Source organism: Rhizobium sp. AP16, from assembly GCF_000281735.1.
Classification (GTDB): domain Bacteria; phylum Pseudomonadota; class Alphaproteobacteria; order Rhizobiales; family Rhizobiaceae; genus Rhizobium; species Rhizobium rhizogenes.
This window is the reverse complement of record NZ_AJVM01000082.1, coordinates 1-21,183: the sequence shown is the minus strand read 5'-3', so window position 1 is coordinate 21,183 and position 21,183 is coordinate 1. Positions and strand designations below refer to the sequence as shown.

Sequence of the window (21,183 nt, the reverse complement as noted above, 5' to 3'; positions counted from 1 at the left end):
TGTGCGGCTTGACAGAGCCCGGTTTGCACAGGATCTGGCCACGCTCGACGCCGTCACGGTTCACACCGCGAACCAGTGCGCCGATGTTGTCGCCAGCCTGACCCTGATCGAGCAGCTTGCGGAACATTTCAACGCCGGTAACCGTCGTCTTCGAGGTCGGACGAATGCCGACGATCTCGACTTCTTCGCCAACCTTGACGATACCACGCTCAACGCGGCCCGTCACAACCGTACCACGGCCAGAGATCGAGAACACGTCTTCGATCGGCATCAGGAACGGCAGGTCGATCGGACGCTCAGGCGTCGGAATGTAGGCGTCAACAGCAGCCATCAGCTCGCGGATCGAGTCTTCGCCGATCTTCTTGTCCGAATCTTCAAGAGCAGCAAGTGCCGAACCCTTGATGACCGGGATGTCGTCGCCCGGGAAGTCGTAGGACGACAGAAGTTCGCGAACTTCAAGCTCGACGAGCTCGAGAAGCTCGGCGTCGTCAACCTGGTCGACCTTGTTCAGGAACACAACGATCGCCGGAACGCCAACCTGGCGGGCGAGCAGGATGTGTTCGCGCGTCTGCGGCATCGGGCCGTCAGCAGCCGAGCAAACCAGGATCGCGCCGTCCATCTGTGCCGCACCCGTGATCATGTTCTTGACATAGTCAGCGTGGCCGGGGCAGTCGACGTGGGCGTAGTGACGAGCAGGCGTCTCATATTCAACGTGTGCCGTCGAAATCGTGATGCCGCGGGCCTTTTCTTCCGGTGCAGCGTCGATCTGGTCATACGCCTTGAACTCACCGAAGTACTTCGTGATCGCTGCCGTCAGAGACGTCTTGCCGTGGTCAACGTGGCCAATCGTGCCGACGTTAACGTGCGGCTTATTGCGCTCAAACTTACTTTTTGCCATTTTCGGCTCTCCGTTTTTCTTGTCCCCGAAGGGATCAATTCTTGTTATCGGTCAATTGGTATTCCGGTCACTTCTGACCGGAATACTTTGCCTGGATTTCCTGTGCGACGTTCGACGGAACCGGCGCGTAATGATCGAAGGTCATCGTGTACTGTGCACGGCCCTGAGACATGGAGCGAAGGTTGTCGACGTACTTGAACATGTTTGCCAGCGGAACGTTCGCGTTGATGACAACAGCGATACCGCGAGCTTCCTGGCCCTGGATCTGACCACGACGCGAGTTCAGATCGCCGATGACGTCACCGACGTAATCTTCCGGCGTCACGACTTCGACCTTCATCATCGGCTCGAGGAGCTGGGCACCAGCTTCACGGGCTGCTTCACGGAAGCAAGCGCGGGAAGCGATTTCGAAGGCCAGAACCGACGAGTCAACATCATGGAAGGCACCGTCGATGAGCGTCGCCTTGACGCCGAGCATCGGGAAGCCAGCCAGCGGACCGGAGGACAGAACGCTTTCGATACCCTTCTGAACGCCCGGAATGTATTCCTTCGGAACAGAACCGCCAACGATCTTGGACTCGAACTTGAAGTCGTCGCCTTCCGGGTTCGGTTCGAACACGATCTTGACGCGAGCGAACTGACCGGTACCACCAGACTGCTTCTTGTGGGTGTAGTCCTTCTCGGTCAGACGCGTAATGGTTTCGCGGTAGGCAACCTGCGGCGCGCCGACGGTTGCTTCGACCTTGAATTCACGACGCATGCGGTCGACGATGATGTCGAGGTGAAGTTCACCCATGCCGGCGATGATCGTCTGGCCCGATTCCTGGTCCGTCTTTACGCGGAAGGACGGATCTTCAGCAGCCAGGCGGTTGAGCGCGAGGCCCATCTTTTCCTGGTCGCCCTTGGTCTTCGGCTCGATCGCGATCTGGATGACCGGCTCCGGGAATTCCATGCGCTCGAGGATAACCGGCTTCAGCGGATCGCAGAGCGTATCGCCAGTGGTGGTTTCCTTGAGGCCCGCCAGAGCAACGATGTCGCCAGCGAAGGCTTCTTCGATGTCTTCACGCGAGTTCGAGTGCATCTGCAGCATACGGCCGACGCGCTCGCGCTTGTCCTTGACCGTGTTCATGACCGACGCGCCCTTTTCGAGCTTGCCGGAGTAGATGCGGGCGAAGGTCAGCGAACCGACGAAGGGGTCGTTCATGATCTTGAAAGCCAGCATGGACAACGGCTCGCTGTCGTCTGCATGACGTTCGATTTCGGCGTCGGTCTTGAAGTCGATGCCCTTGATCGCCGGAATGTCGAGCGGCGACGGCAGGTAGTCGACGACGGCGTCGAGCAGCGGCTGAACACCCTTGTTCTTGAAGGCGGTGCCGCAGAACATCGGATGGAACTTGACGTCGATGGTGCCGCGACGAACGAGCGCGCGGATCTGATCGTTGTCAGGCAGATTGCCTTCGAGGTAGGCTTCGGTCGCGGCTTCGTCGATCTCGACAACGGTCTCGATCAGCTTTTCGCGATATTCTTCAGCCTTGGCCTTCATATCTTCCGGGATTTCGACGACGTCCCACTGAGCGCCGAGCGATTCGTCGCGCCAGATGAGAGCATTCATCTCGATCAGGTCGATGACGCCCTTGAACTCGGTTTCCGCACCGATCGGCAGCTGCATCACAACAGCAGTCGCACCGAGACGGGTCTTGATCATCTCGACCGAGCGATAGAAGTCAGCGCCGGTCTTGTCCATCTTGTTGCAGAAGATCATCCGCGGGACATTGTACTTCTCAGCCTGACGCCAGACGGTTTCCGTCTGCGGCTCAACGCCGGCGTTGGCATCGAGCAGCGCGATGGCGCCGTCGAGAACGCGCAGCGAACGCTCGACTTCGATGGTGAAGTCGACGTGGCCGGGGGTGTCAATGATGTTGAAGCGGCGGGTCTTGCCGTCGCGGCCCTTCCAGTAGGTGGTGGTAGCAGCGGAAGTGATCGTGATGCCACGCTCCTGCTCCTGCTCCATCCAGTCCATGGTGGCTGCGCCGTCGTGGACTTCGCCGATCTTGTGCGACTTGCCGGTGTAGTAAAGAATACGCTCGGTGGTCGTGGTCTTGCCGGCGTCGATGTGCGCCATGATACCGAAATTGCGGTAGTCTTCGATTTTATATTCGCGAGCCATAATGGACTGCCTTTCGGATACCGTTCGGGATTACCAGCGATAATGCGAGAACGCACGGTTGGCGTCAGCCATCTTGTGCGTGTCTTCGCGCTTCTTGACGGCAGAGCCGCGGTTGTTGGAGGCATCAAGAAGTTCGCCGCAGAGACGGTCGACCATGGTGGTTTCATTGCGCTTACGAGCAGCAGTGATCAGCCAGCGAATGGCAAGAGCCTGACGACGCTCGGGACGAACATCGACCGGAACCTGGTAGGTTGCACCACCGACGCGGCGCGAACGGACTTCAACGTGCGGAGCGATGTTATCCAAAGCCTGGTGGAACACGCCGAGCGGCTCCTGCTTTGCCTTGCCCTGCACGGCGTCGAATGCGCCGTATACGATGCTTTCTGCAACGGACTTCTTGCCGTCCAGCATGATGGCATTCATGAACTTGGTAACGATAAGATCACCGAACTTCGGGTCCGGATTGATCTCGCGCTTTTCTGCTCTGTGACGTCGGGACATACTTCTCGTCTCTCAACTTGTTAGCGGCGCTTTATCACGCGGAGAACCTCGCGCAGCGCCGGATGATCTAAAACCGAATTACTTCGGACGCTTCGCACCGTACTTGGAACGGCGCTGCTTGCGGTTCTTGACACCCTGGGTATCGAGAACGCCGCGGATGATGTGGTAACGAACGCCCGGAAGGTCCTTTACGCGGCCGCCACGGATCATGACGACAGAGTGTTCCTGAAGGTTGTGACCTTCACCGGGGATATAACCAATGACTTCAAAGCCGTTGGTCAGGCGGATCTTTGCGACCTTACGCAGAGCCGAGTTCGGCTTCTTCGGCGTGGTCGTGTAGACGCGGGTGCAAACGCCGCGCTTCTGCGGGTTCTCCTGGAGAGCGGGAACCTTATTACGCTTTACCTGCGCCTGGCGAGGCTTGCGGATCAGCTGGTTTACGGTAGGCATTCAACCATCCCTTGTAAATCTATCTTAACACCCTTGCGGGCTTAACTCTCGCCGTCTCCGGCAATGACACACGATCGTCTCAATGCGCAAAACGTGGCCCGATCCGCTTTCGCAGATGGACCACAGAAAAGCAGAGGACACCGAAAATAGCGTCTTGCGTGCAGCATTCTTGTCTTCAACGTGCGTTTTGAACCTTGTTTGAGGTGAACTCCAGAGCGTGTCGCTCCGAATGGCCATGCCTCACATGGGTCCGATGGCGGCGTAACTACTGGTTTCCCGCCGGTTCGTCAAGGCCGGTTAAGGAATTATCTTTGTCACAAAGCCCTAAAAGGCCCTGCAAACCAGCCCTTTGGCGCATTCGTTAACGAAATGGCGCCCCTCCGGCAAGATAGACTTGGGTATTTCACCAAAATCCCTATAAGGAATCACAGACAGATCATTTCACGGGACGGCAGCGGCAGATCGAGAGAATCGCCCGGCCGAATCGAAACTTCCGAAGGACCGCTCATGATTACTACGCCAGACAATGACAACAACTCCGACGGCCCCATGGTCTTCATCATCATCGGCAAGGGGTATGAGACCGACGGCAGCGAAGGCGTCGATCTGCATGTCATGCTGAAGGCACCGGATGACGATACCGCCGTGCGCGAGGCGCTGAACGCCCTTGCGGAGGAAGGCTTCATCGAGGCCGATCTCGACCAGATCGGCATGCTGACCGACGTGCCGGACGAAGAACCGCATGCCTCCGCCTATCAGGGCGCGCTGGAAGGCGAAGTGGCGATCATCCGCTTCCGCTGAGCCGTTGCTCGGGCGGCGTTTTGCAGCGACCGCCCTCTCCTCTTCATATAGTCAAAATACAAAAACCGCCCGGATCGCTCCGGGCGGTTTTAATTTGTGCTGGCTATAGCCGCTTATTCAGCGGCCGGAGCGCTTTCGCCTGCCATGTCCTGAAGCATCGGCGTGGCGACGGCAGAACCCGTGCCCTTGCGGCGCTCTTCCAGGATCAGCTCGTCGCGAGCCGTCGCGATGCGGCGGATCTGCGTCATGGTACCACCGGTACCGGCCGGGATGAGGCGGCCGACGATGACGTTTTCCTTCAGACCCTGCAGGCCGTCGGTCTTGCCGGCGATCGCAGCTTCCGTCAGCACCTTCGTCGTTTCCTGGAAGGACGCGGCGGAGATGAAGGACGGAGTCTGCAGCGATGCCTTGGTGATGCCGAGCAGAACCGGATCGCCGTAAGCGGGCTTCTTGCCTTCTTCGATCAGGCGGTCGTTGTTGTCGTCCAGCTCGATACGGTCGACATTGTCGCCGACGATGTAATGGCTGTCGCCCGCATCGGTGATTTCCACCTTCTGCAGCATCTGACGGACAATCACTTCGATGTGCTTGTCGTTGATGACAACGCCCTGCAAGCGGTAGACTTCCTGGATTTCGTTGACCAGGTAAGAGGCCAGAGCCTCCACGCCCTTGATCGCCAGGATGTCGTGCGGAGCCGGGTTACCGTCGAGGATGTAATCACCCTTTTCGATATAGTCGCCTTCCTGAAGGTGGAAGGGCTTGCCCTTCGGGATCAGGTATTCGACCGGCTCGACACCGTCTTCCGCCGGCTCGATGATGACACGGCGCTTGTTCTTGTAGTCGCGGCCGAGGCGGATCGTACCATCGATCTCTGCGATGATGGCGTGGTCCTTCGGACGACGGGCTTCGAACAGTTCGGCAACACGCGGCAGACCACCGGTGATGTCCTTGGTCTTGGCGCTTTCCAGCGGCGAGCGGGCAAGAACGTCACCCTGGGATACCTTCTGGCCCGGCTCGACCGACAGGATCGCGTCGACCGAGAGCAGGAAGCGGGCTTCACCACCACGCGACAGCTTGGCAACATTGCCGCTGGCGTCCTTAATGACGATTGCCGGCTTCAGATCCGAACCGCGCGGCGTCGAACGCCAGTCGATAACCTGACGCTTGGTGATACCGGTCGACTCGTCGGTCGCTTCGAGAACCGAAAGACCATCGATGACGTCTTCGAACTGAACCGTACCGGCAAGTTCCGTCATCATCGGACGGGTGTAAGGATCCCATTCCGCCAGACGCTGGCCGCGCTTCACCTTGTCGCCTTCGTCCACATAGATCTTGGAGCCGTAAGCGACACGCTGCGAGGAGCGCTCGACGCCACGTTCATCCAGGATCTGGACGGCCATGTTGCGGCCCATGGCAACCAGGATGCCATCGGAGTTGCGCAGCATGTTGCGGTTCTTGATCTGCACCGTGCCTTCATACGAAGCTTCCAGGAACGACTGGTCGACCACGGTCGCCGTGCCGCCCAAGTGGAAGGTACGCATGGTCAGCTGCGTGCCCGGCTCACCGATCGACTGAGCGGCGATAACACCGACAGCTTCACCGAGGTTGACCGGCGTGCCGCGCGCGAGGTCGCGGCCGTAGCAGATCGAGCAAACGCCCGTCTGGATTTCGCAGGTCAGGGCCGAACGGATACGGATCGACTGGATACCAGCCTTTTCGATCTCGATGACATCCGGTTCCAGGATCATCCGGCCGGCGTCAACGATGCGCTCACCCGTGACAGGATGATCGATGTCGTCCAGCGCCGTACGGCCGAGGATTCGGACGCCGATGGAGGCAACGACCTGACCGGCATCGATGATGGCGGTCATGGTGAGGCCCTTGTCGGTGCCGCAATCGACGTGCGTGACGATGCAATCCTGCGCGACGTCGACGAGACGGCGGGTCAGGTAACCGGAGTTTGCAGTCTTCAAGGCGGTGTCTGCCAGACCCTTACGGGCACCGTGCGTCGAGTTGAAGTACTCGTTAACGGTCAGGCCTTCCTTGAAGTTCGAGATGATCGGCGTCTCGATGATTTCGCCCGACGGCTTGGCCATGAGGCCGCGCATGCCGCCCAACTGACGCATCTGGTTCGGAGAACCGCGGGCGCCCGAATGGCTCATCATGTAGATCGAGTTCATCGGCTTCTGACGACCGGTCGCCGGATCGAATTCGACGGCCTTAATGCGGGCCATCATTTCCTCGGCGACCTTTTCCGTGGCCTTGCCCCAGGCGTCGACAACCTTGTTGTACTTTTCGCCCTGGGTGATCAGACCGTCATTGTACTGCTGTTCGTATTCCTTCACGAGCGATTCAGTATCGCCGACGATCTTCGCCTTGGTGTCCGGAATGACCATGTCGTCCTTGCCGAACGAAATGCCGGCGCGGCAAGCATGGGCAAAGCCGAGCTGCATGATACGGTCGCAGAAAATGACCGTGTCCTTCTGGCCGCAATGGCGGTAGACCGTGTCGATCATCTTGGAGATGTTCTTCTTGGTCATTTCCTGGTTGCAGATGTCGAAGGTGACCTTGCCGTGCTTCGGCAGCAGTTCGCCGATGAGCAGGCGGCCCGGGGTCGTTTCATAGATCTTCGAGTAGGGCTTGCCTTCCTCGTCAACCGACTTGAAGCGGCCGCGGATCTTCGAGTGCAGCGTCACGACCTTGTTTTCGAGAGCGTGATGCAGCTCGCCGAGGTCGGAGAAGGCCATGCCTTCGCCCGGCTCGTTCTGGTTCAGGATCGACAGATAATAGAGACCGAGAACCATGTCCTGCGACGGAACGATGATCGGTGCGCCGTTTGCCGGATGCAGGATGTTGTTCGTCGACATCATCAGCACGCGTGCTTCAAGCTGGGCTTCAAGCGACAGCGGTACGTGAACGGCCATCTGGTCACCGTCGAAGTCGGCGTTGAAGGCCGTGCAGACGAGCGGATGCAGCTGGATGGCCTTGCCTTCGACCAGCATGGGTTCGAAGGCCTGGATGCCCAGGCGGTGCAGCGTCGGTGCGCGGTTCAGGAGAACCGGATGCTCGCGGATGACCTCGTCGAGGATATCCCAGACTTCCGGCTTTTCCTTTTCAACCAGCTTCTTGGCCTGCTTGACGGTCGAGGAGTAACCCTTGGCGTCGAGACGGGCGTAGATGAACGGCTTGAACAGTTCGAGCGCCATCTTCTTCGGCAGGCCGCACTGGTGCAGCTTCAGTTCCGGACCGGTCACGATGACCGAACGGCCGGAATAGTCGACGCGCTTGCCGAGCAGGTTCTGACGGAAGCGGCCCTGCTTGCCCTTGAGCATGTCGGACAGCGACTTCAGCGGACGCTTGTTGGCGCCGGTGATGACGCGGCCGCGACGGCCGTTGTCGAACAGCGCATCGACAGATTCCTGCAGCATGCGCTTTTCGTTGCGGATGATGATGCCCGGAGCGCGCAGTTCGATCAGGCGCTTCAGACGGTTGTTACGGTTGATGACGCGGCGGTACAGATCGTTCAGATCCGACGTCGCGAAACGGCCGCCGTCGAGCGGCACCAGCGGACGCAGGTCCGGCGGGATGACCGGGACGACCTTCATGATCATCCATTCCGGGCGGTTGCCGGATTCCATGAAGTTCTCGACGATCTTCAGGCGCTTCATCAGCTTCTTCTGCTTGAGATCCGACGTGGTCTCAGCAAGTTCGGCACGCAGGTCGCCAGCGATCTTCTCGAGGTTCATGCTGGCCAGCAGCTCGTAGATCGCTTCAGCGCCGATCATGGCGGTGAACTGATCTTCGCCATATTCGTCGACGGCGAGCATGTACTCTTCTTCCGAGAGAAGCTGATGCTCCTTGAGGGCGGTGAGGCCCGGCTCGGTGACGATGTAGTTTTCGAAGTAGAGAACGCGCTCGACATCCTTCAGCGTCATGTCGAGCAGCGTGGAAATGCGGCTCGGCAGCGACTTCAGGAACCAGATGTGGGCAACGGGAGCAGCGAGCTCGATATGGCCCATGCGCTCACGGCGAACGCGCGACAACGTCACTTCGACGCCGCACTTTTCGCAGATGATGCCCTTGTATTTCATGCGCTTGTACTTGCCGCACAGGCACTCGTAGTCCTTGATCGGCCCGAAGATTCGCGCGCAGAAGAGACCATCGCGTTCCGGCTTGAACGTACGATAGTTGATCGTCTCCGGCTTCTTGATCTCACCATAAGACCAGGAAAGAATCTTCTCCGGCGATGCGATCGAAATCCGGATGGAGTCGAAGTTCTGTGCAGGCACCTGCGGATTGAAAAGATTCATGACCTCTTGGTTCATGCCTGTCTCCTTTTGGGGCTATGCGCCCTCGAACTGCAATCAGCGCCGGCAAATTCCCGGGAACCGGACTGACGCGTTAAAACGACAATAACCGCGAAATGCGGCGAAAACGTCCCTGCCTGCGCTACACGAAATCGGGCGAAGGCAAGAACGGTGCGCGCTGACGGACAGCGCGCACCCTGTCGACTGTTACTCGGCTGCGTCCGGAAGCTGGCCGGCTGCCTGCAGATCGTCGACCTTGGAGTTTTCCAGTTCGACGCTGAGACCCAGCGACCGCATTTCCTTGACGAGAACGTTGAAGCTTTCCGGAATGCCCGCTTCGAAGGTGTCGTCGCCACGGACGATCGCTTCGTAGACCTTGGTGCGGCCGGCCACGTCGTCCGACTTGACCGTGAGCATTTCCTGCAGCGTGTAGGCTGCACCGTAAGCTTCGAGCGCCCAGACTTCCATTTCGCCGAAGCGCTGACCGCCGAACTGCGCCTTGCCGCCCAGCGGCTGCTGGGTAACGAGCGAGTAAGGACCGATCGAACGAGCGTGGATCTTGTCGTCGACCAAGTGGTTGAGCTTCAGCATGTAGATGTAGCCAACCGTGACCTGGCGGTCGAACTGCTCGCCGGTACGACCGTCATAGAGCGTCGACTGACCGGTCTCTTTCAGACCTGCCATGGCGAGCATCTCGTTGACATCGGCTTCACCGGCGCCGTCGAAGACCGGGGTCGCGATGGACACGCCACGCTTCCACTGGTCAGCCAGACGCAGAACCGACGCATCATCGTAGTTATGAACGTCGTCGCTCTTCGGGCCGTCGCCGACGACCATATCGATCGTCTTGCGCAAGGGCTCGATGTTGCCGTTCGCCTTGTAGGCTTCGATCAGTTCACCGATCTGACGACCCATGCCGGCGCAAGCCCAGCCCAGATGCGTCTCGAGGATCTGACCGACGTTCATGCGCGAAGGCACGCCGAGCGGGTTGAGCACGATGTCGACATGCGTACCGTCTTCGAGGAACGGCATGTCTTCGACCGGCACGATGCGCGATACGACACCCTTGTTACCATGACGGCCGGCCATCTTGTCGCCCGGCTGGATCTTGCGCTTCACAGCAACGAAGACCTTGACCATCTTCATGACGCCCGGAGGCATTTCATCGCCGCGCTGGACCTTTTCGACCTTGTCCATGAAGCGCTGTTCGAGATGCGACTTGGATTCGTCGTACTGGCCGCGCAGAGCTTCGAGCTCGCCCTGAACCTTCTCGTCCTCGACAGCGAACATCCACCATTGCGAACGCGGATATTCGGAGACGACGGCGTTGGAAAGTTCCGTGCCCTTCTTGAAGTTCTTCGGGCCGGCAAGTGCCACCTGGCCGCGGAGCATTTCGATCAGACGGCCGTAGACGTTACGGTCGAGGATCGCCTGCTCGTCGTCACGGTCCTTGGCGAGACGTTCGATCTCTTCGCGCTCGATTGCCATGGCGCGTTCGTCCTTCTCAACGCCGTGGCGATTGAAGACGCGAACTTCGACGACCGTACCGTAGGTACCGGGCGGCATGCGCATGGAGGTGTCGCGAACGTCGGACGCCTTTTCACCGAAGATGGCGCGCAGAAGCTTTTCTTCCGGCGTCATCGGGCTTTCACCCTTCGGCGTGATCTTGCCGACGAGGATATCGCCCGGCTGAACTTCAGCGCCGATGTAAACGATGCCGGCTTCGTCCAGGTTCTTCAGCGCTTCTTCCGAAACGTTCGGAATGTCGCGGGTGATTTCTTCCGGACCGAGCTTGGTGTCACGCGCCATCACTTCGAACTCTTCGATGTGGATGGAGGTGAACACGTCGTCGGCAACGATACGCTCGGAGAGCAGGATCGAGTCTTCGTAGTTGTAGCCGTTCCACGGCATGAACGCGACGAGCACGTTACGGCCGAGCGCCAGATCGCCGAGGTCCGTCGACGGACCGTCTGCGAGGATGTCGCCCTTGTTGACGAAGTCACCGACGGTGACCAGCGGACGCTGGTTGACGCAGGTGTTCTGGTTCGAACGCTGGAACTTCATCAGGCGGTAGATATCGACGCCGGACTTCGACGGATCGAGGTCTTCGGTGGCGCGGATAACGATACGCGTCGCGTCGACCTGGTCGACCACGCCGCCGCGACGGGCACCGATGGCGGCGCCGGAGTCACGGGCAACGACCGGCTCCATGCCGGTGCCGACGAACGGAGCTTCGGCGCGCAGCAACGGCACGGCCTGACGCTGCATGTTCGAGCCCATGAGAGCGCGGTTGGCGTCGTCGTTTTCCAGGAACGGGATCAGAGCGGCAGCAACCGAAACCAGCTGCTTCGGCGAGACGTCCATCAGGTTGATGTTGTCGCGCGGAGCGAGCATGACTTCGCCGGCATGACGGCAAACAACGAATTCCTCGATGAAGGACCCTTCGGCATCAAGCTCGGCATTTGCCTGGGCAACGTAGTACTTCGCCTCTTCCATGGCGGAGAGGTAGAGCACATCGGTGGTCACCTTGCCGTCGATGATGCGACGATAAGGGCTTTCGATGAAGCCGTACTTGTTGACGCGGGCAAAGGTCGCCAGCGAATTGATAAGACCGATGTTCGGGCCTTCCGGCGTCTCGATCGGGCAAATACGACCGTAGTGGGTCGGATGCACGTCGCGGACTTCGAAGCCTGCGCGCTCGCGGGTCAGACCACCCGGGCCAAGAGCCGAAAGACGGCGCTTGTGGGTGATTTCCGAGAGCGGGTTCACCTGGTCCATGAACTGCGACAGCTGCGAGGAGCCGAAGAATTCGCGAACAGCGGCGGCAGCCGGCTTGGCGTTGATCAGATCCTGCGGCATGACCGTGTCGATCTCGATCGAGGACATACGTTCCTTGATTGCGCGCTCCATACGGAGCAGGCCGAGACGGTACTGGTTTTCCATCAGTTCGCCGACCGAGCGAACGCGGCGGTTGCCGAGGTTGTCGATGTCGTCGATTTCGCCCTTGCCGTCGCGCAGTTCGACCAGCATCTTGACCACGGCCAGGATGTCGTCCTTGCGCAGGACACGAACGGTGTCGGCCACTTCGAGGTCGAGACGCATGTTCATCTTCACGCGGCCAACGGCGGAGAGGTCGTAACGCTCCGCATCGAAGAACAGCGAGTTGAACATGGCTTCGGCTGAATCCATGGTCGGCGGTTCACCCGGACGCATGACGCGATAGATGTCGAACAGAGCGTCCTGACGGTTCTCGTTCTTGTCGGCGGACAGCGTGTTGCGGATGTAGGCGCCGACATTGATATGGTCGATGCCGAGAACCGGGATTTCGTCGAAACCAGCCTTGAGGATGACCGGCAGGGTCTTCTCGTCGATTTCATCGCCGGCTTCGAGATAGATCTCGCCGGTCTGGAAGTTGACGATGTCTTCCGCCAGGAAGAGGCCGTAGAGGTCTTCGTCGGTGGCCTTCAGAGCCTTGAGGCCCTTGTCCTGCAGCTGACGCAGCAGACGCGGGGTCAGCTTCTTACCGCCTTCGACCACGACTTCGCCGGTGTCGGCGTCGATCATGTCGGTAACGGTCTTGGCGCCCTTCAGCGTTTCCGCGTTGAAGGGAATGCGCCAGCCGTCGCCGGAACGCTCATAAAGCGACTTCGTGTAGAAGGTCGACAGGATTTCTTCGCCATCCATGCCAAGCGCCATCAGCAGCGACGTCACCGGAATCTTGCGGCGGCGGTCGATACGGGCGTAGACGATGTCCTTGGCGTCGAATTCGATGTCGAGCCAGGAACCGCGATACGGAATGACGCGGGCAGCAAAGAGCAGCTTGCCGGAAGAATGGCTCTTGCCCTTGTCGTGATCGAAGAAGACGCCCGGCGAACGGTGCATCTGCGACACGATAACGCGCTCGGTGCCGTTCACGATGAACGTACCGTTGTTCGTCATGAGCGGCATGTCGCCCATGTAAACGCTCTGTTCCTTGATGTCCTTGATGGACTTCGCGCCGGTATCCTCGTCAATATCGAACACGATCAGACGGAGAGTGACCTTCAGCGGCGCAGCGTAGGTCAGGTCGCGCTGGCGGCACTCATCAACGTCGAACTTCGGCGGCTCGAATTCATAGGATACGAACTCCAGCATCGAAGCGCCGGAGAAATCGGTGATCGGAAAAACCGACTTGAAGACGGACTGAAGACCTTCGTCAGGGCGGCCGCCCTTCGGCTCTTCAACCATAAGGAACTGATCGTAGGATGCCTTTTGAACCTCGATGAGGTTCGGCATCTCTGCGACTTCGGGAATCTTACCAAAAAACTTGCGTACGCGCCTACGACCATTGAACGAAAGGGTCTGAGCCATCGTCGCTCCTCTAAATCCTGCACCCGGGCCTGCAACGGACGGGAACCGCTGGCCAGGCGATCCCGTCAATCAATGAGTAGTTCAATCTCGTCTAACTAACCGAAAACCGCTCAGCACGGATTGCGTCGCGGTTCGGTTTGAGACCATCCTCTTGAAGAACCCATTACCCAAAAGCCGTTTTACCTGCGGCTTTTGGGTAATTTGTTCAAAAAAACGGCAAATGGGAGGGGGCAAAATGCCACCTCCCAAAGCAGTTTCAAGCTTACTTAACGTCAGCCTTGGCGCCGGCGTCTTCGAGCTTCTTCTTGATGTCAGCGGCTTCAGCCTTGGAAACAGCTTCCTTGACAGCCTTCGGAGCAGCTTCGACGAGGTCCTTAGCTTCCTTCAGGCCGAGGCCGGTGATGGCGCGGACTTCCTTGATGACGTTGATCTTGTTCGCGCCGGCATCCGTGAGGATGACGTCGAACTCGGTCTTTTCTTCTTCAACGACAGCAGCAACGGCACCACCGCCAGCAGCAGCAACAGCTACCGGAGCAGCGGCAGAAACGCCCCACTTTTCTTCGAGAAGCTTGGACAGTTCTGCGGCTTCGAGAACGGTCAGCGAGGAGAGGTCGTCTACGATCTTTGCGAGATCAGCCATTTTTTTGTTCCTTTTGTTCGGTTCGAACTGGTTGATTATGAACAGCGAAAAACCGCCTTAAGCGGCTTCGTCCTTCTTGGCGTAGGCCGAGAACACACGAGCAAGCTGGCTTGCCGGTGCTGCAACAACACCTGCGATGCGGGTAGCTGGCGTCTGGATCATGCCCAGCAGCTTCGCACGCAGCTCGTCCAGCGACGGCAGGGTCGCGAGCGACTTCACACCATCGGCGTTGAGCGTTGTTGTTCCCATGGCGCCGCCCAAAACAACGATCTTATCGTTGCCCTTGGCGAAATCCACGACGACCTTCGGAGCGGTAATCGGATCAGTGCTGTATGCAATCAGCGTCTGACCGGTGAAGAGATTGGAAATCCCTTCCGCATCCGTGCCCTGAAGAGCAATTTTGGCCAGGCGGTTCTTCGCGACTTTGACGGTGCCGCCTGCAGCGCGCATCTTCGAACGAAAATCGTTCATCTGTGCGACTGTAGCACCAGCATAGTGGGCCACGACAACCGAGCCCGAAGCCTTGAAGACTTCGTTCAGTTCCGTGACGAATTCGCGTTTTTCCGCTCTTTCCACTGCTTTTCTCCAGTTGACAGGACCGGGTTAACGGGCCTGCCGGGTTGCCTTTTGCCTCCTGGGATCAAAAGAGATCCCAAGCGACGCTTGAGGATCCTGTCCCCTCGCGCTCGAGCCGTAAGGCTCCAAGGCACAAGGCATCCAAGGCTCGAACCGAGTTCATCGAAGCAAAGCTTCATCAAAATTCGGGTCTTACCCGTCTCATGCAGGCTTAAGTGATTAAGGGATAACCACCTGCAATCTCGGACAGGAATTCCGGATTTCTCCGGATATCCCGGCCTCGAAAGGCCGGGAATTCTTAATAAGCCGGGCTTAACGCCCGGCCAAAATCATTAGGCGTTCGGAGCCGTGACCGAGGCAAGCTCGATCTTGACGCCCGGACCCATGGTCGAAGAGATAGCTACGCGCTTGACGTAGTTGCCCTTGGCGCCAGCCGGCTTCGCCTTGATGACGGCGTCGGCGAAAGCGCGGATGTTTTCTTCCAGCGCCTTGGCGTCGAAGGAAGCCTTGCCGATACCGGCATGGACGATACCAGCCTTCTCGACGCGGAACTCAACTGCGCCGCCCTTGGAGGCTTCAACAGCGCCCTTGACGTCCATGGTAACCGTGCCGACCTTCGGGTTCGGCATCATGCCGCGCGGGCCGAGAACCTTACCGAGACGACCGACGAGCGGCATCATGTCCGGGGTCGCGATGCAACGATCGAAGTCGATCTTGCCGCCCTGAACGATTTCTACCAGCTCTTCCGCACCGACGATGTCAGCACCGGCAGCCTTGGCTTCATCAGCCTTGGCGCCGCGTGCGAAAACCGCAACGCGAACCGAGCGGCCAGTGCCGTTCGGCAGGTTGACGACGCCGCGAACCATCTGGTCAGCGTGACGCGGGTCAACACCGAGGTTCATGGAAACTTCGATGGTTTCATCGAACTTTGCGATAGCCCGTTCCTTGACCATGCCGATGGCCTGGGTCAGAGCATAGAGCTTTGTGGGATCAACGCCTTCGCGGATCTTCTGAATACGCTTTGCAACCATGATCTTAACCTACCACTTCCAGGCCCATGGCGCGGGCAGAGCCCTCGATCATGGCCATTGCGCCTTCGATATCGGCGGCGTTCAGATCCTTCATCTTGGCTTGGGCGATAGACTGCACCTGAGCCCTGGTGAGGGTACCGGCCTTGGCGCCCTTGCCGGGCGTCTTCGAGCCGGACTGGATCTTCGCTTCCTTCTTCAGGAAGTAGCTGACCGGCGGCTGCTTCATGACGAAGGTGAAGGACTTGTCCTGGTAGTAGGTGATGACGACCGGGATCGGCATACCCTTTTCCATTTCCTGCGTGGCGGCATTGAACGCCTTGCAGAATTCCATGATGTTAATGCCACGCTGACCAAGCGCAGGACCGATCGGCGGCGACGGATTCGCCGAGCCGGCCTTTACCTGCAGCTTGAGCTGGCCTGCAACTTTTTTAGCCATTTCTCTCTGCCTTTCTAACTGACCGGTTGCCCGGCCTCTTCTGCCGGATTGCTCCGGCGGCTGCGGTTGCGTGGTGCGGGTCAGAAAGTCCGGCTAAGACCCCTACCCTTCCACGCGGATTGCGGCGAAGCCGCGAGATGTAAATAAGTATTTACTTACTTACATCAAAACCCGAACGAAAGACCAGCCAGCAATGACTGATCTTTCCAATCAATAGACAATCAGACTTTTTCGACCTGACTGTATTCCAGCTCGACCGGCGTAGCGCGGCCGAAGATCGAAACTTCCACCTTCAGGCGCGAACGCTCTTCGTCCACATCCTGAACCGTGCCGTTGAACGAAGCGAACGGACCATCCGAAACGCGGACCTGTTCGCCGATCTCGAAGGACACGGAAGCCTTTGGCCGCTCGACACCTTCCTGGACCTGACCGAGAATGCGATCAGCTTCATAATCCGGAATCGGAACAGGCTTATTGTCAGAGCCGAGGAAGCCAGTGACCTTCGGCGTATTCTTGATCAGGTGATAGGCTTCATCCGTCAGGTTGGCGCGAACCAGCACATAACCCGGGAAGAACTTGCGCTCGCTATCAACCTTACGGCCGCGACGCACTTCAACCACCTTCTCGGTCGGCACGAGGATCTTTTCGAACAGATGTCCGAGACCCTTCTGCTTGGCCTTCTCCTCGATGGATTCAGCCACTTTCTTTTCGAAATTAGAATAAGCGTGGACGATGTACCAACGTGCCGCCATGTTCATCTCCACTCGATATCAATTGCCGGTGTTCAGCACGTAGCCGAGAATCCAGCCGATGAGCTGGTCAGCGGCAAAGAAAAACAGCGAAGCAAAAACGACCATGACCAGCACCATAACCGTCGAGATCATCGTCTCGCGGCGGGACGGCCAAGTGATTTTCGACGTCTCGGAGCGGACCTGCTGCAGAAACGCTAGTGGATTCGATTTGGATGCCATTGACTGCCCACGCAATTACGGCGCGTAAAGCTGAACATATCAGCCCCACGCACCGCGTGTCTGTTGAACCCCTACATAAACACCGATTCCCGATTTAACAAGAGAGAATTCGATGCTTTCGAAAATTTGCCGCCAAACCGGCATATCCCCAACCCAAGAAGCAGCGAAACGACGCGCCAGTCAAATTAAGGAAAATGGCAGGGGCAGCAGGGCTCGAACCTACGACCTGCGGTTTTGGAGACCGCCGCTCTACCAACTGAGCTATACCCCTTCATGTTTCAATAACCGGCTCCGTGCGGTTGCCCGCCAGTGCCTTTCGGAAACATGGCGCTCCTTTAAGACGGGATGAAACGATTGGCAAGTGCGTTTTTTGTTTTTTCCCAATCGGGTCCACCGCTTCGTCCGGCGCAAACCGTCGCCGTGCCACCGGTGGTAGGGAATTGCGGGCGTCTCGCGATCTATCAGCGGCGATGCATCGGCAGGTTTTAGCCTTCCTTCTGCTCGCCGGGCGTCCCCTTGGGCTTCCCCTTCAGAAATTTCGGCCGCAAACGGCGCAGGAAATTGTCCGTGGAGCGAATCACGTTGGTCAGTGAAATCAGCTTGTCGACCTGGGCATCGGTATTGCCCAGCCGCTCGGACAGCACTTCCGCCACCGCCAACGAAATTTCGGCGGGCGGAACCTCCGAGAAGCGCTCGGCAAGCCGGGTATAGGCATTGGCGGAAACGCCACCATGGATAGTGATCTTGCCCAGCCGAGCGAAGAGACGCAGGAAGGTCTGCTCGAAGCTCCAGTCGTGGACCGAGACCACCCTCCACTTTTCACTGCGCTTGGCCGAGAAGCCGGCCAGCACGATGGCGCCGGGCAATTTCAGATCGCTCAGCCAAAGCGCCAGGGCAAAGCCGCTGGTTGGCGTCTTGGCCTCCGTGTAGAGATCACCGCAGAAACCGACGAGATCGAGATGGCCGGTCGGCGCGCCCTGGAAATCAGCGGCGGGATTGAGCTTCTCCTCGAGACCGAGGCGAATGTTCATGATGCCGAGGAAATATTCCCTGGGGAAAAACTTTACCACCTCGCCCACCTCGCCCCGATAGACGATGTTGGCACCGCGCGGCTGGCCGCGCGAGATCAGCAGCGAGTGCCCGAGGAAGGGGCGATCCAGCACCTTGTAGACTTTATTGAAGAAGACGAAGAGGGCGGTCGACGGATACTGCGCCTGAAGGCTCCCGATATCGACCGTGTCACTGTTGGCGACAAGGACGATATGGGAAAACGCAGTCAGTATGGAGCGCCACTCCTCGGCAGTCGTCAGACCTGCCGCGGCTCCCGCTGCCGGGAAAGCAGGCTTGTCGGTCGCTGTTTCCGATGTCACGCCCTGATCCTGTTCTTGTTATTTCTGCTGGACGTGCAATAGGCGGTCGCGCATGGCGAACCATTCGTCGGCATAATCGTCGTTGCGATACTCGTCGAAATACGGCCCGCCATCGGTGAAGTGCACGAGCTTGGCGTCTTCACGGCGATCGTACTCGTTGACGAGATAATTCCAAGTCACGGGAACCTCGCCGATCTGATCGTCGCTTTCCAGCCACTTGAACTGATGGAGTTGAAGGCCGGTGGCTGTGTTAACGAAATCCTTCGTCAATGCCTTGCACTTGGCATTGTTGAACAGGATCATGCTCGACCAGTTCTTCTTCTCATATTTGGTCTGGGTCTGGCCGAGGAACTTGGTTTCGACCTTCGGCTGGTAATCGTGCTTGACGCACATGGCGGCATAGCGATCGTCGCGCAGCTTCCAGAGCTCGGCAATATCGGCGCGGGCGAGCATGTCGCAATCCATGAAGATGCTCCAGCCCTCGAAATCGCTGAGGTAGGGAACCAGGAAGCGGGAGAAGGAGAACTCGGTCGATTGCAACGGATTGCGCTCGCGCGTGAAAACGCCCTCGAGATTGCTGAGCACGATCGGCGAAAACACCACCGGGATCGAGGAGCGCTCGATTATGCTTTGTGCGAGAACGTGATAGGCGACAACTTCCTTAGAGTCGAAGCCGACAAAAATACGTGCAACACCGTCGTTCATGGTCCCTCCTAAACGGCCGACCGCCTAGGAGATCAGCCGACTAAAAACATCTTTCCGTCGCAGCGCAGGTCGCGCTGCCGGACATCGTGCCGGCGCATGAGCCATACCATGCCCGCTCCGAACACCGATCGCGACTGTATCGTCAAATGCCATTGCAATTTCCCCGATACGCCTTGCGAATGCAAACCTACTTACTTTAACCCAGATATTTGTCGAGTGTTTGCGGAAGCATTTTTGGTTTTCGGCCGTAACAAATGGAGAGGCGCGCCCTCCCCTTGCCGCAGGTTCGACCGGACGCGATTGCCGCGCCCGGTATCGCTTCGCCTCAAACCTTCACATAACGCCGCCAGTCATGCTCCTCCTTGAAGCCGAGGACCTCGCGGATCTTGCGGTTGGAGAGCAGGCCTTCATATTCGCCGATCTCGCGGGTGAAAGGCACGTTCGGAAAGTGCTTGGCCGCGAGTTCGCGCGACGGCGTGTTGGCCGACACCGTGTCATTGGCGGCGTTGAACACCTGGAAGCCGAGGCCGCTCTTTTCGATGCAGAGATGGACGATCTGGCCAAGATCGCGGGCGTCGATATAGCTCCAGGCGATGCGCTTGCGGATTTCGCTATCGGCGAAAAATTCCGGGAAGCGCTCATATTCATGCGGCTCGATAACGTTGCCGATGCGCAGCGCATAGATGTCGATGCCGAAGCGTTCGGCAAAGGCGCGGGCCGTCTTTTCATTCAGGACCTTGGAGAGGCCGTAGGAATCCATCGGATTGACATCATAGTCCTCCTCCAGCGGAAACTGGTGGAAATCGCGATGGCCCTCGGCGAAGCAGACGCCATAGGTGGTCTCGCTGGAGGCGACGATGATCTTCTTGACGCCGAGCTTCGCCGCCGCTTCGATGACGTTATAGGTGCTCATCGTGTTGATGCGGAAGGTCTCGTTGTCCGGCTTTAAGAGGATGCGCGGCACGGCGGCGAAATGCACCACGGCGTCATAGGGTTGCACGCCCTTGCCCTGATTGAGATCGGGGAAATCACGATGCATGGTGAGGACGTTATAAACTTGTCCCGCATCAGTGACATCGGCCTGCAAATTGGTGACGCCGGGGCTGTTCAGCGGCACGAGATCGATATTGTGGACCTCGTAGCCGGCTTCGACCAGCCAGGGAACCGTGTGACGCCCGGCCTTGCCGCTGCCGCCGGTGAACAAAATACGCTTCTTCATGAAATCTCCTCCTGGTAAAATCGAGCGATAGATAGACCGTTTCCGGCGTTTCGCAAGACGGGTGAAGCAGTCGGATTGTCTCAGCCGGCGGATTAAAGATCCCTGAGCAGTGGTGGAACGTTCAAGGGTGAGGCGCATGCGTCCGATCAGGCTTGTCGACTACGATCCCGCATGGCCTGCTCTCTTCCAGAGCAGGAGCGCGGCTATCGCCACCCTGCTCGGCCATCCCGCAGACATCCATCATATCGGCAGCACATCCGTTCCGGGACTTTGCGCCAAGCCAAAGCTCGATATCGACGCAGTGCTCTCATCGAATGAAGCCAGGATCAACGCCACCGAACATCTTAAGAAGGATGGTTATGTCTTTCACGGCGATCCGTACGGAGCCGACAGATGGGCGTTCACCAAGGATGAAGCACCCTACGGAACTCGTCTTTATCTATGCCTGTCTGATAATCCCGCCCATCGTGATCGCGTCCTCTTTCGCGATTACCTTTGCGCCCATCCTGAAATGGCCGAAAACTATGCAACGCTGAAGCGACGGCTGGCTGAAGAAGCGAATGGCGATTGGGATCACTATACCGGCGGCAAGAGTGACTTCGTTGCCGATATCCTTCGCCGAGCTTTTGCTGCTCTGACGTAGCCCGCCGTGGTCACCAGATAGAGGCCTACGCCTCCTCCGTCCCGAAATGCGAAAGGCCCCGCTGTTTCCAGCGGGGCCTTCGTAATCAAGGAATAATCCGAGGATTACTCAACGATGC

At 58.4% G+C, this 21,183-nt stretch carries 17 protein-coding genes and 1 tRNA gene; 2 read left to right on the top strand and 16 right to left on the bottom strand.

Going from position 1 to position 21,183, the window contains the following annotated elements; translation table 11 throughout:
• The 4 genes from tuf to rpsL form a co-directional block, all read right to left on the bottom strand.
• Positions 1–898, bottom strand: an 898-nt coding sequence (gene tuf / locus PMI03_RS28240) for an elongation factor Tu (RefSeq protein ID WP_007702218.1), incomplete at its 3' end; no start/stop codon positions are given.
• 67 nt (positions 899–965) lie between these two features.
• On the bottom strand, positions 966–3,065 hold the full coding sequence (fusA, locus tag PMI03_RS28235; RefSeq protein ID WP_007702215.1) for an elongation factor G: 2,100 nt from the start codon (positions 3,063–3,065) through the stop codon (positions 966–968).
• A 30-nt stretch (positions 3,066–3,095) separates the two neighbouring features.
• Positions 3,096–3,566, bottom strand: a complete 471-nt coding sequence (gene rpsG / locus PMI03_RS28230; RefSeq protein ID WP_007702208.1) for a 30S ribosomal protein S7 — start codon at positions 3,564–3,566, stop codon at positions 3,096–3,098.
• 78 nt (positions 3,567–3,644) lie between these two features.
• The gene (gene rpsL, locus PMI03_RS28225) at positions 3,645–4,016 is read right to left on the bottom strand and encodes a 30S ribosomal protein S12 (RefSeq protein ID WP_003507760.1); all 372 of its coding nucleotides are present in this window, start codon (positions 4,014–4,016) and stop codon (positions 3,645–3,647) included.
• Positions 4,017–4,523: 507 nt separating this feature from the next.
• Here rpsL and PMI03_RS28220 point away from each other — a divergent pair.
• The gene (locus tag PMI03_RS28220; RefSeq protein ID WP_007702201.1) at positions 4,524–4,817 is read left to right on the top strand and encodes a hypothetical protein; all 294 of its coding nucleotides are present in this window, start codon (positions 4,524–4,526) and stop codon (positions 4,815–4,817) included.
• A 113-nt stretch (positions 4,818–4,930) separates the two neighbouring features.
• Here PMI03_RS28220 and rpoC read toward each other — a convergent pair whose 3' ends face one another.
• From rpoC to PMI03_RS28160, 12 genes are all read right to left on the bottom strand, one after another.
• Positions 4,931–9,142: a DNA-directed RNA polymerase subunit beta' gene (gene rpoC / locus PMI03_RS28215; protein ID WP_007702197.1), complete on the bottom strand. Its 4,212-nt coding sequence runs from the start codon at positions 9,140–9,142 to the stop codon at positions 4,931–4,933.
• Between the two features lie 189 nt (positions 9,143–9,331).
• On the bottom strand, positions 9,332–13,474 hold the full coding sequence (gene rpoB / locus PMI03_RS28210; RefSeq protein ID WP_007702194.1) for a DNA-directed RNA polymerase subunit beta: 4,143 nt from the start codon (positions 13,472–13,474) through the stop codon (positions 9,332–9,334).
• A 262-nt stretch (positions 13,475–13,736) separates the two neighbouring features.
• Positions 13,737–14,114 (bottom strand): 50S ribosomal protein L7/L12, encoded by a 378-nt coding sequence (gene rplL / locus PMI03_RS28205; protein WP_007702191.1) that lies wholly within the window; start codon positions 14,112–14,114, stop codon positions 13,737–13,739.
• Between the two features lie 57 nt (positions 14,115–14,171).
• A complete protein-coding gene (gene rplJ, locus PMI03_RS28200; protein ID WP_007702188.1) occupies positions 14,172–14,690 on the bottom strand; it encodes a 50S ribosomal protein L10 in 519 nt (172 codons plus the stop codon).
• A 332-nt stretch (positions 14,691–15,022) separates the two neighbouring features.
• The gene (rplA, locus tag PMI03_RS28195; RefSeq protein ID WP_007702186.1) at positions 15,023–15,721 is read right to left on the bottom strand and encodes a 50S ribosomal protein L1; all 699 of its coding nucleotides are present in this window, start codon (positions 15,719–15,721) and stop codon (positions 15,023–15,025) included.
• A gap of 4 nt (positions 15,722–15,725) precedes the next feature.
• Entirely contained in the window at positions 15,726–16,157 is a 432-nt protein-coding gene (gene rplK / locus PMI03_RS28190) for a 50S ribosomal protein L11 (RefSeq protein ID WP_007702183.1), read from the bottom strand.
• 221 nt (positions 16,158–16,378) lie between these two features.
• Positions 16,379–16,909 carry a transcription termination/antitermination protein NusG gene (gene nusG, locus PMI03_RS28185; protein ID WP_007702181.1) on the bottom strand — a complete coding sequence of 177 codons (531 nt, stop codon included), beginning with the start codon at positions 16,907–16,909 and terminating at the stop codon, positions 16,379–16,381.
• 18 nt (positions 16,910–16,927) lie between these two features.
• Positions 16,928–17,128 carry a preprotein translocase subunit SecE gene (secE, locus tag PMI03_RS28180; protein ID WP_007702178.1) on the bottom strand — a complete coding sequence of 67 codons (201 nt, stop codon included), beginning with the start codon at positions 17,126–17,128 and terminating at the stop codon, positions 16,928–16,930.
• 195 nt (positions 17,129–17,323) lie between these two features.
• Positions 17,324–17,399: transfer RNA gene (locus PMI03_RS28175), tRNA-Trp, on the bottom strand.
• A 214-nt stretch (positions 17,400–17,613) separates the two neighbouring features.
• Positions 17,614–18,498, bottom strand: coding sequence for a hypothetical protein (locus PMI03_RS28170; RefSeq protein ID WP_007702175.1), 885 nt, complete (start codon positions 18,496–18,498; stop codon positions 17,614–17,616).
• A gap of 18 nt (positions 18,499–18,516) precedes the next feature.
• Positions 18,517–19,203 carry a hypothetical protein gene (locus PMI03_RS28165; RefSeq protein WP_007702172.1) on the bottom strand — a complete coding sequence of 229 codons (687 nt, stop codon included), beginning with the start codon at positions 19,201–19,203 and terminating at the stop codon, positions 18,517–18,519.
• Between the two features lie 325 nt (positions 19,204–19,528).
• Positions 19,529–20,422: an NAD(P)-dependent oxidoreductase gene (locus PMI03_RS28160; RefSeq protein WP_007702170.1), complete on the bottom strand. Its 894-nt coding sequence runs from the start codon at positions 20,420–20,422 to the stop codon at positions 19,529–19,531.
• A gap of 136 nt (positions 20,423–20,558) precedes the next feature.
• Here PMI03_RS28160 and PMI03_RS28155 point away from each other — a divergent pair, with 136 nt between their 5' ends.
• On the top strand, positions 20,559–21,065 hold the full coding sequence (locus PMI03_RS28155) for a GrpB family protein (RefSeq protein WP_007702156.1): 507 nt from the start codon (positions 20,559–20,561) through the stop codon (positions 21,063–21,065).
• Positions 21,066–21,183: the final 118 nt, after the last annotated feature.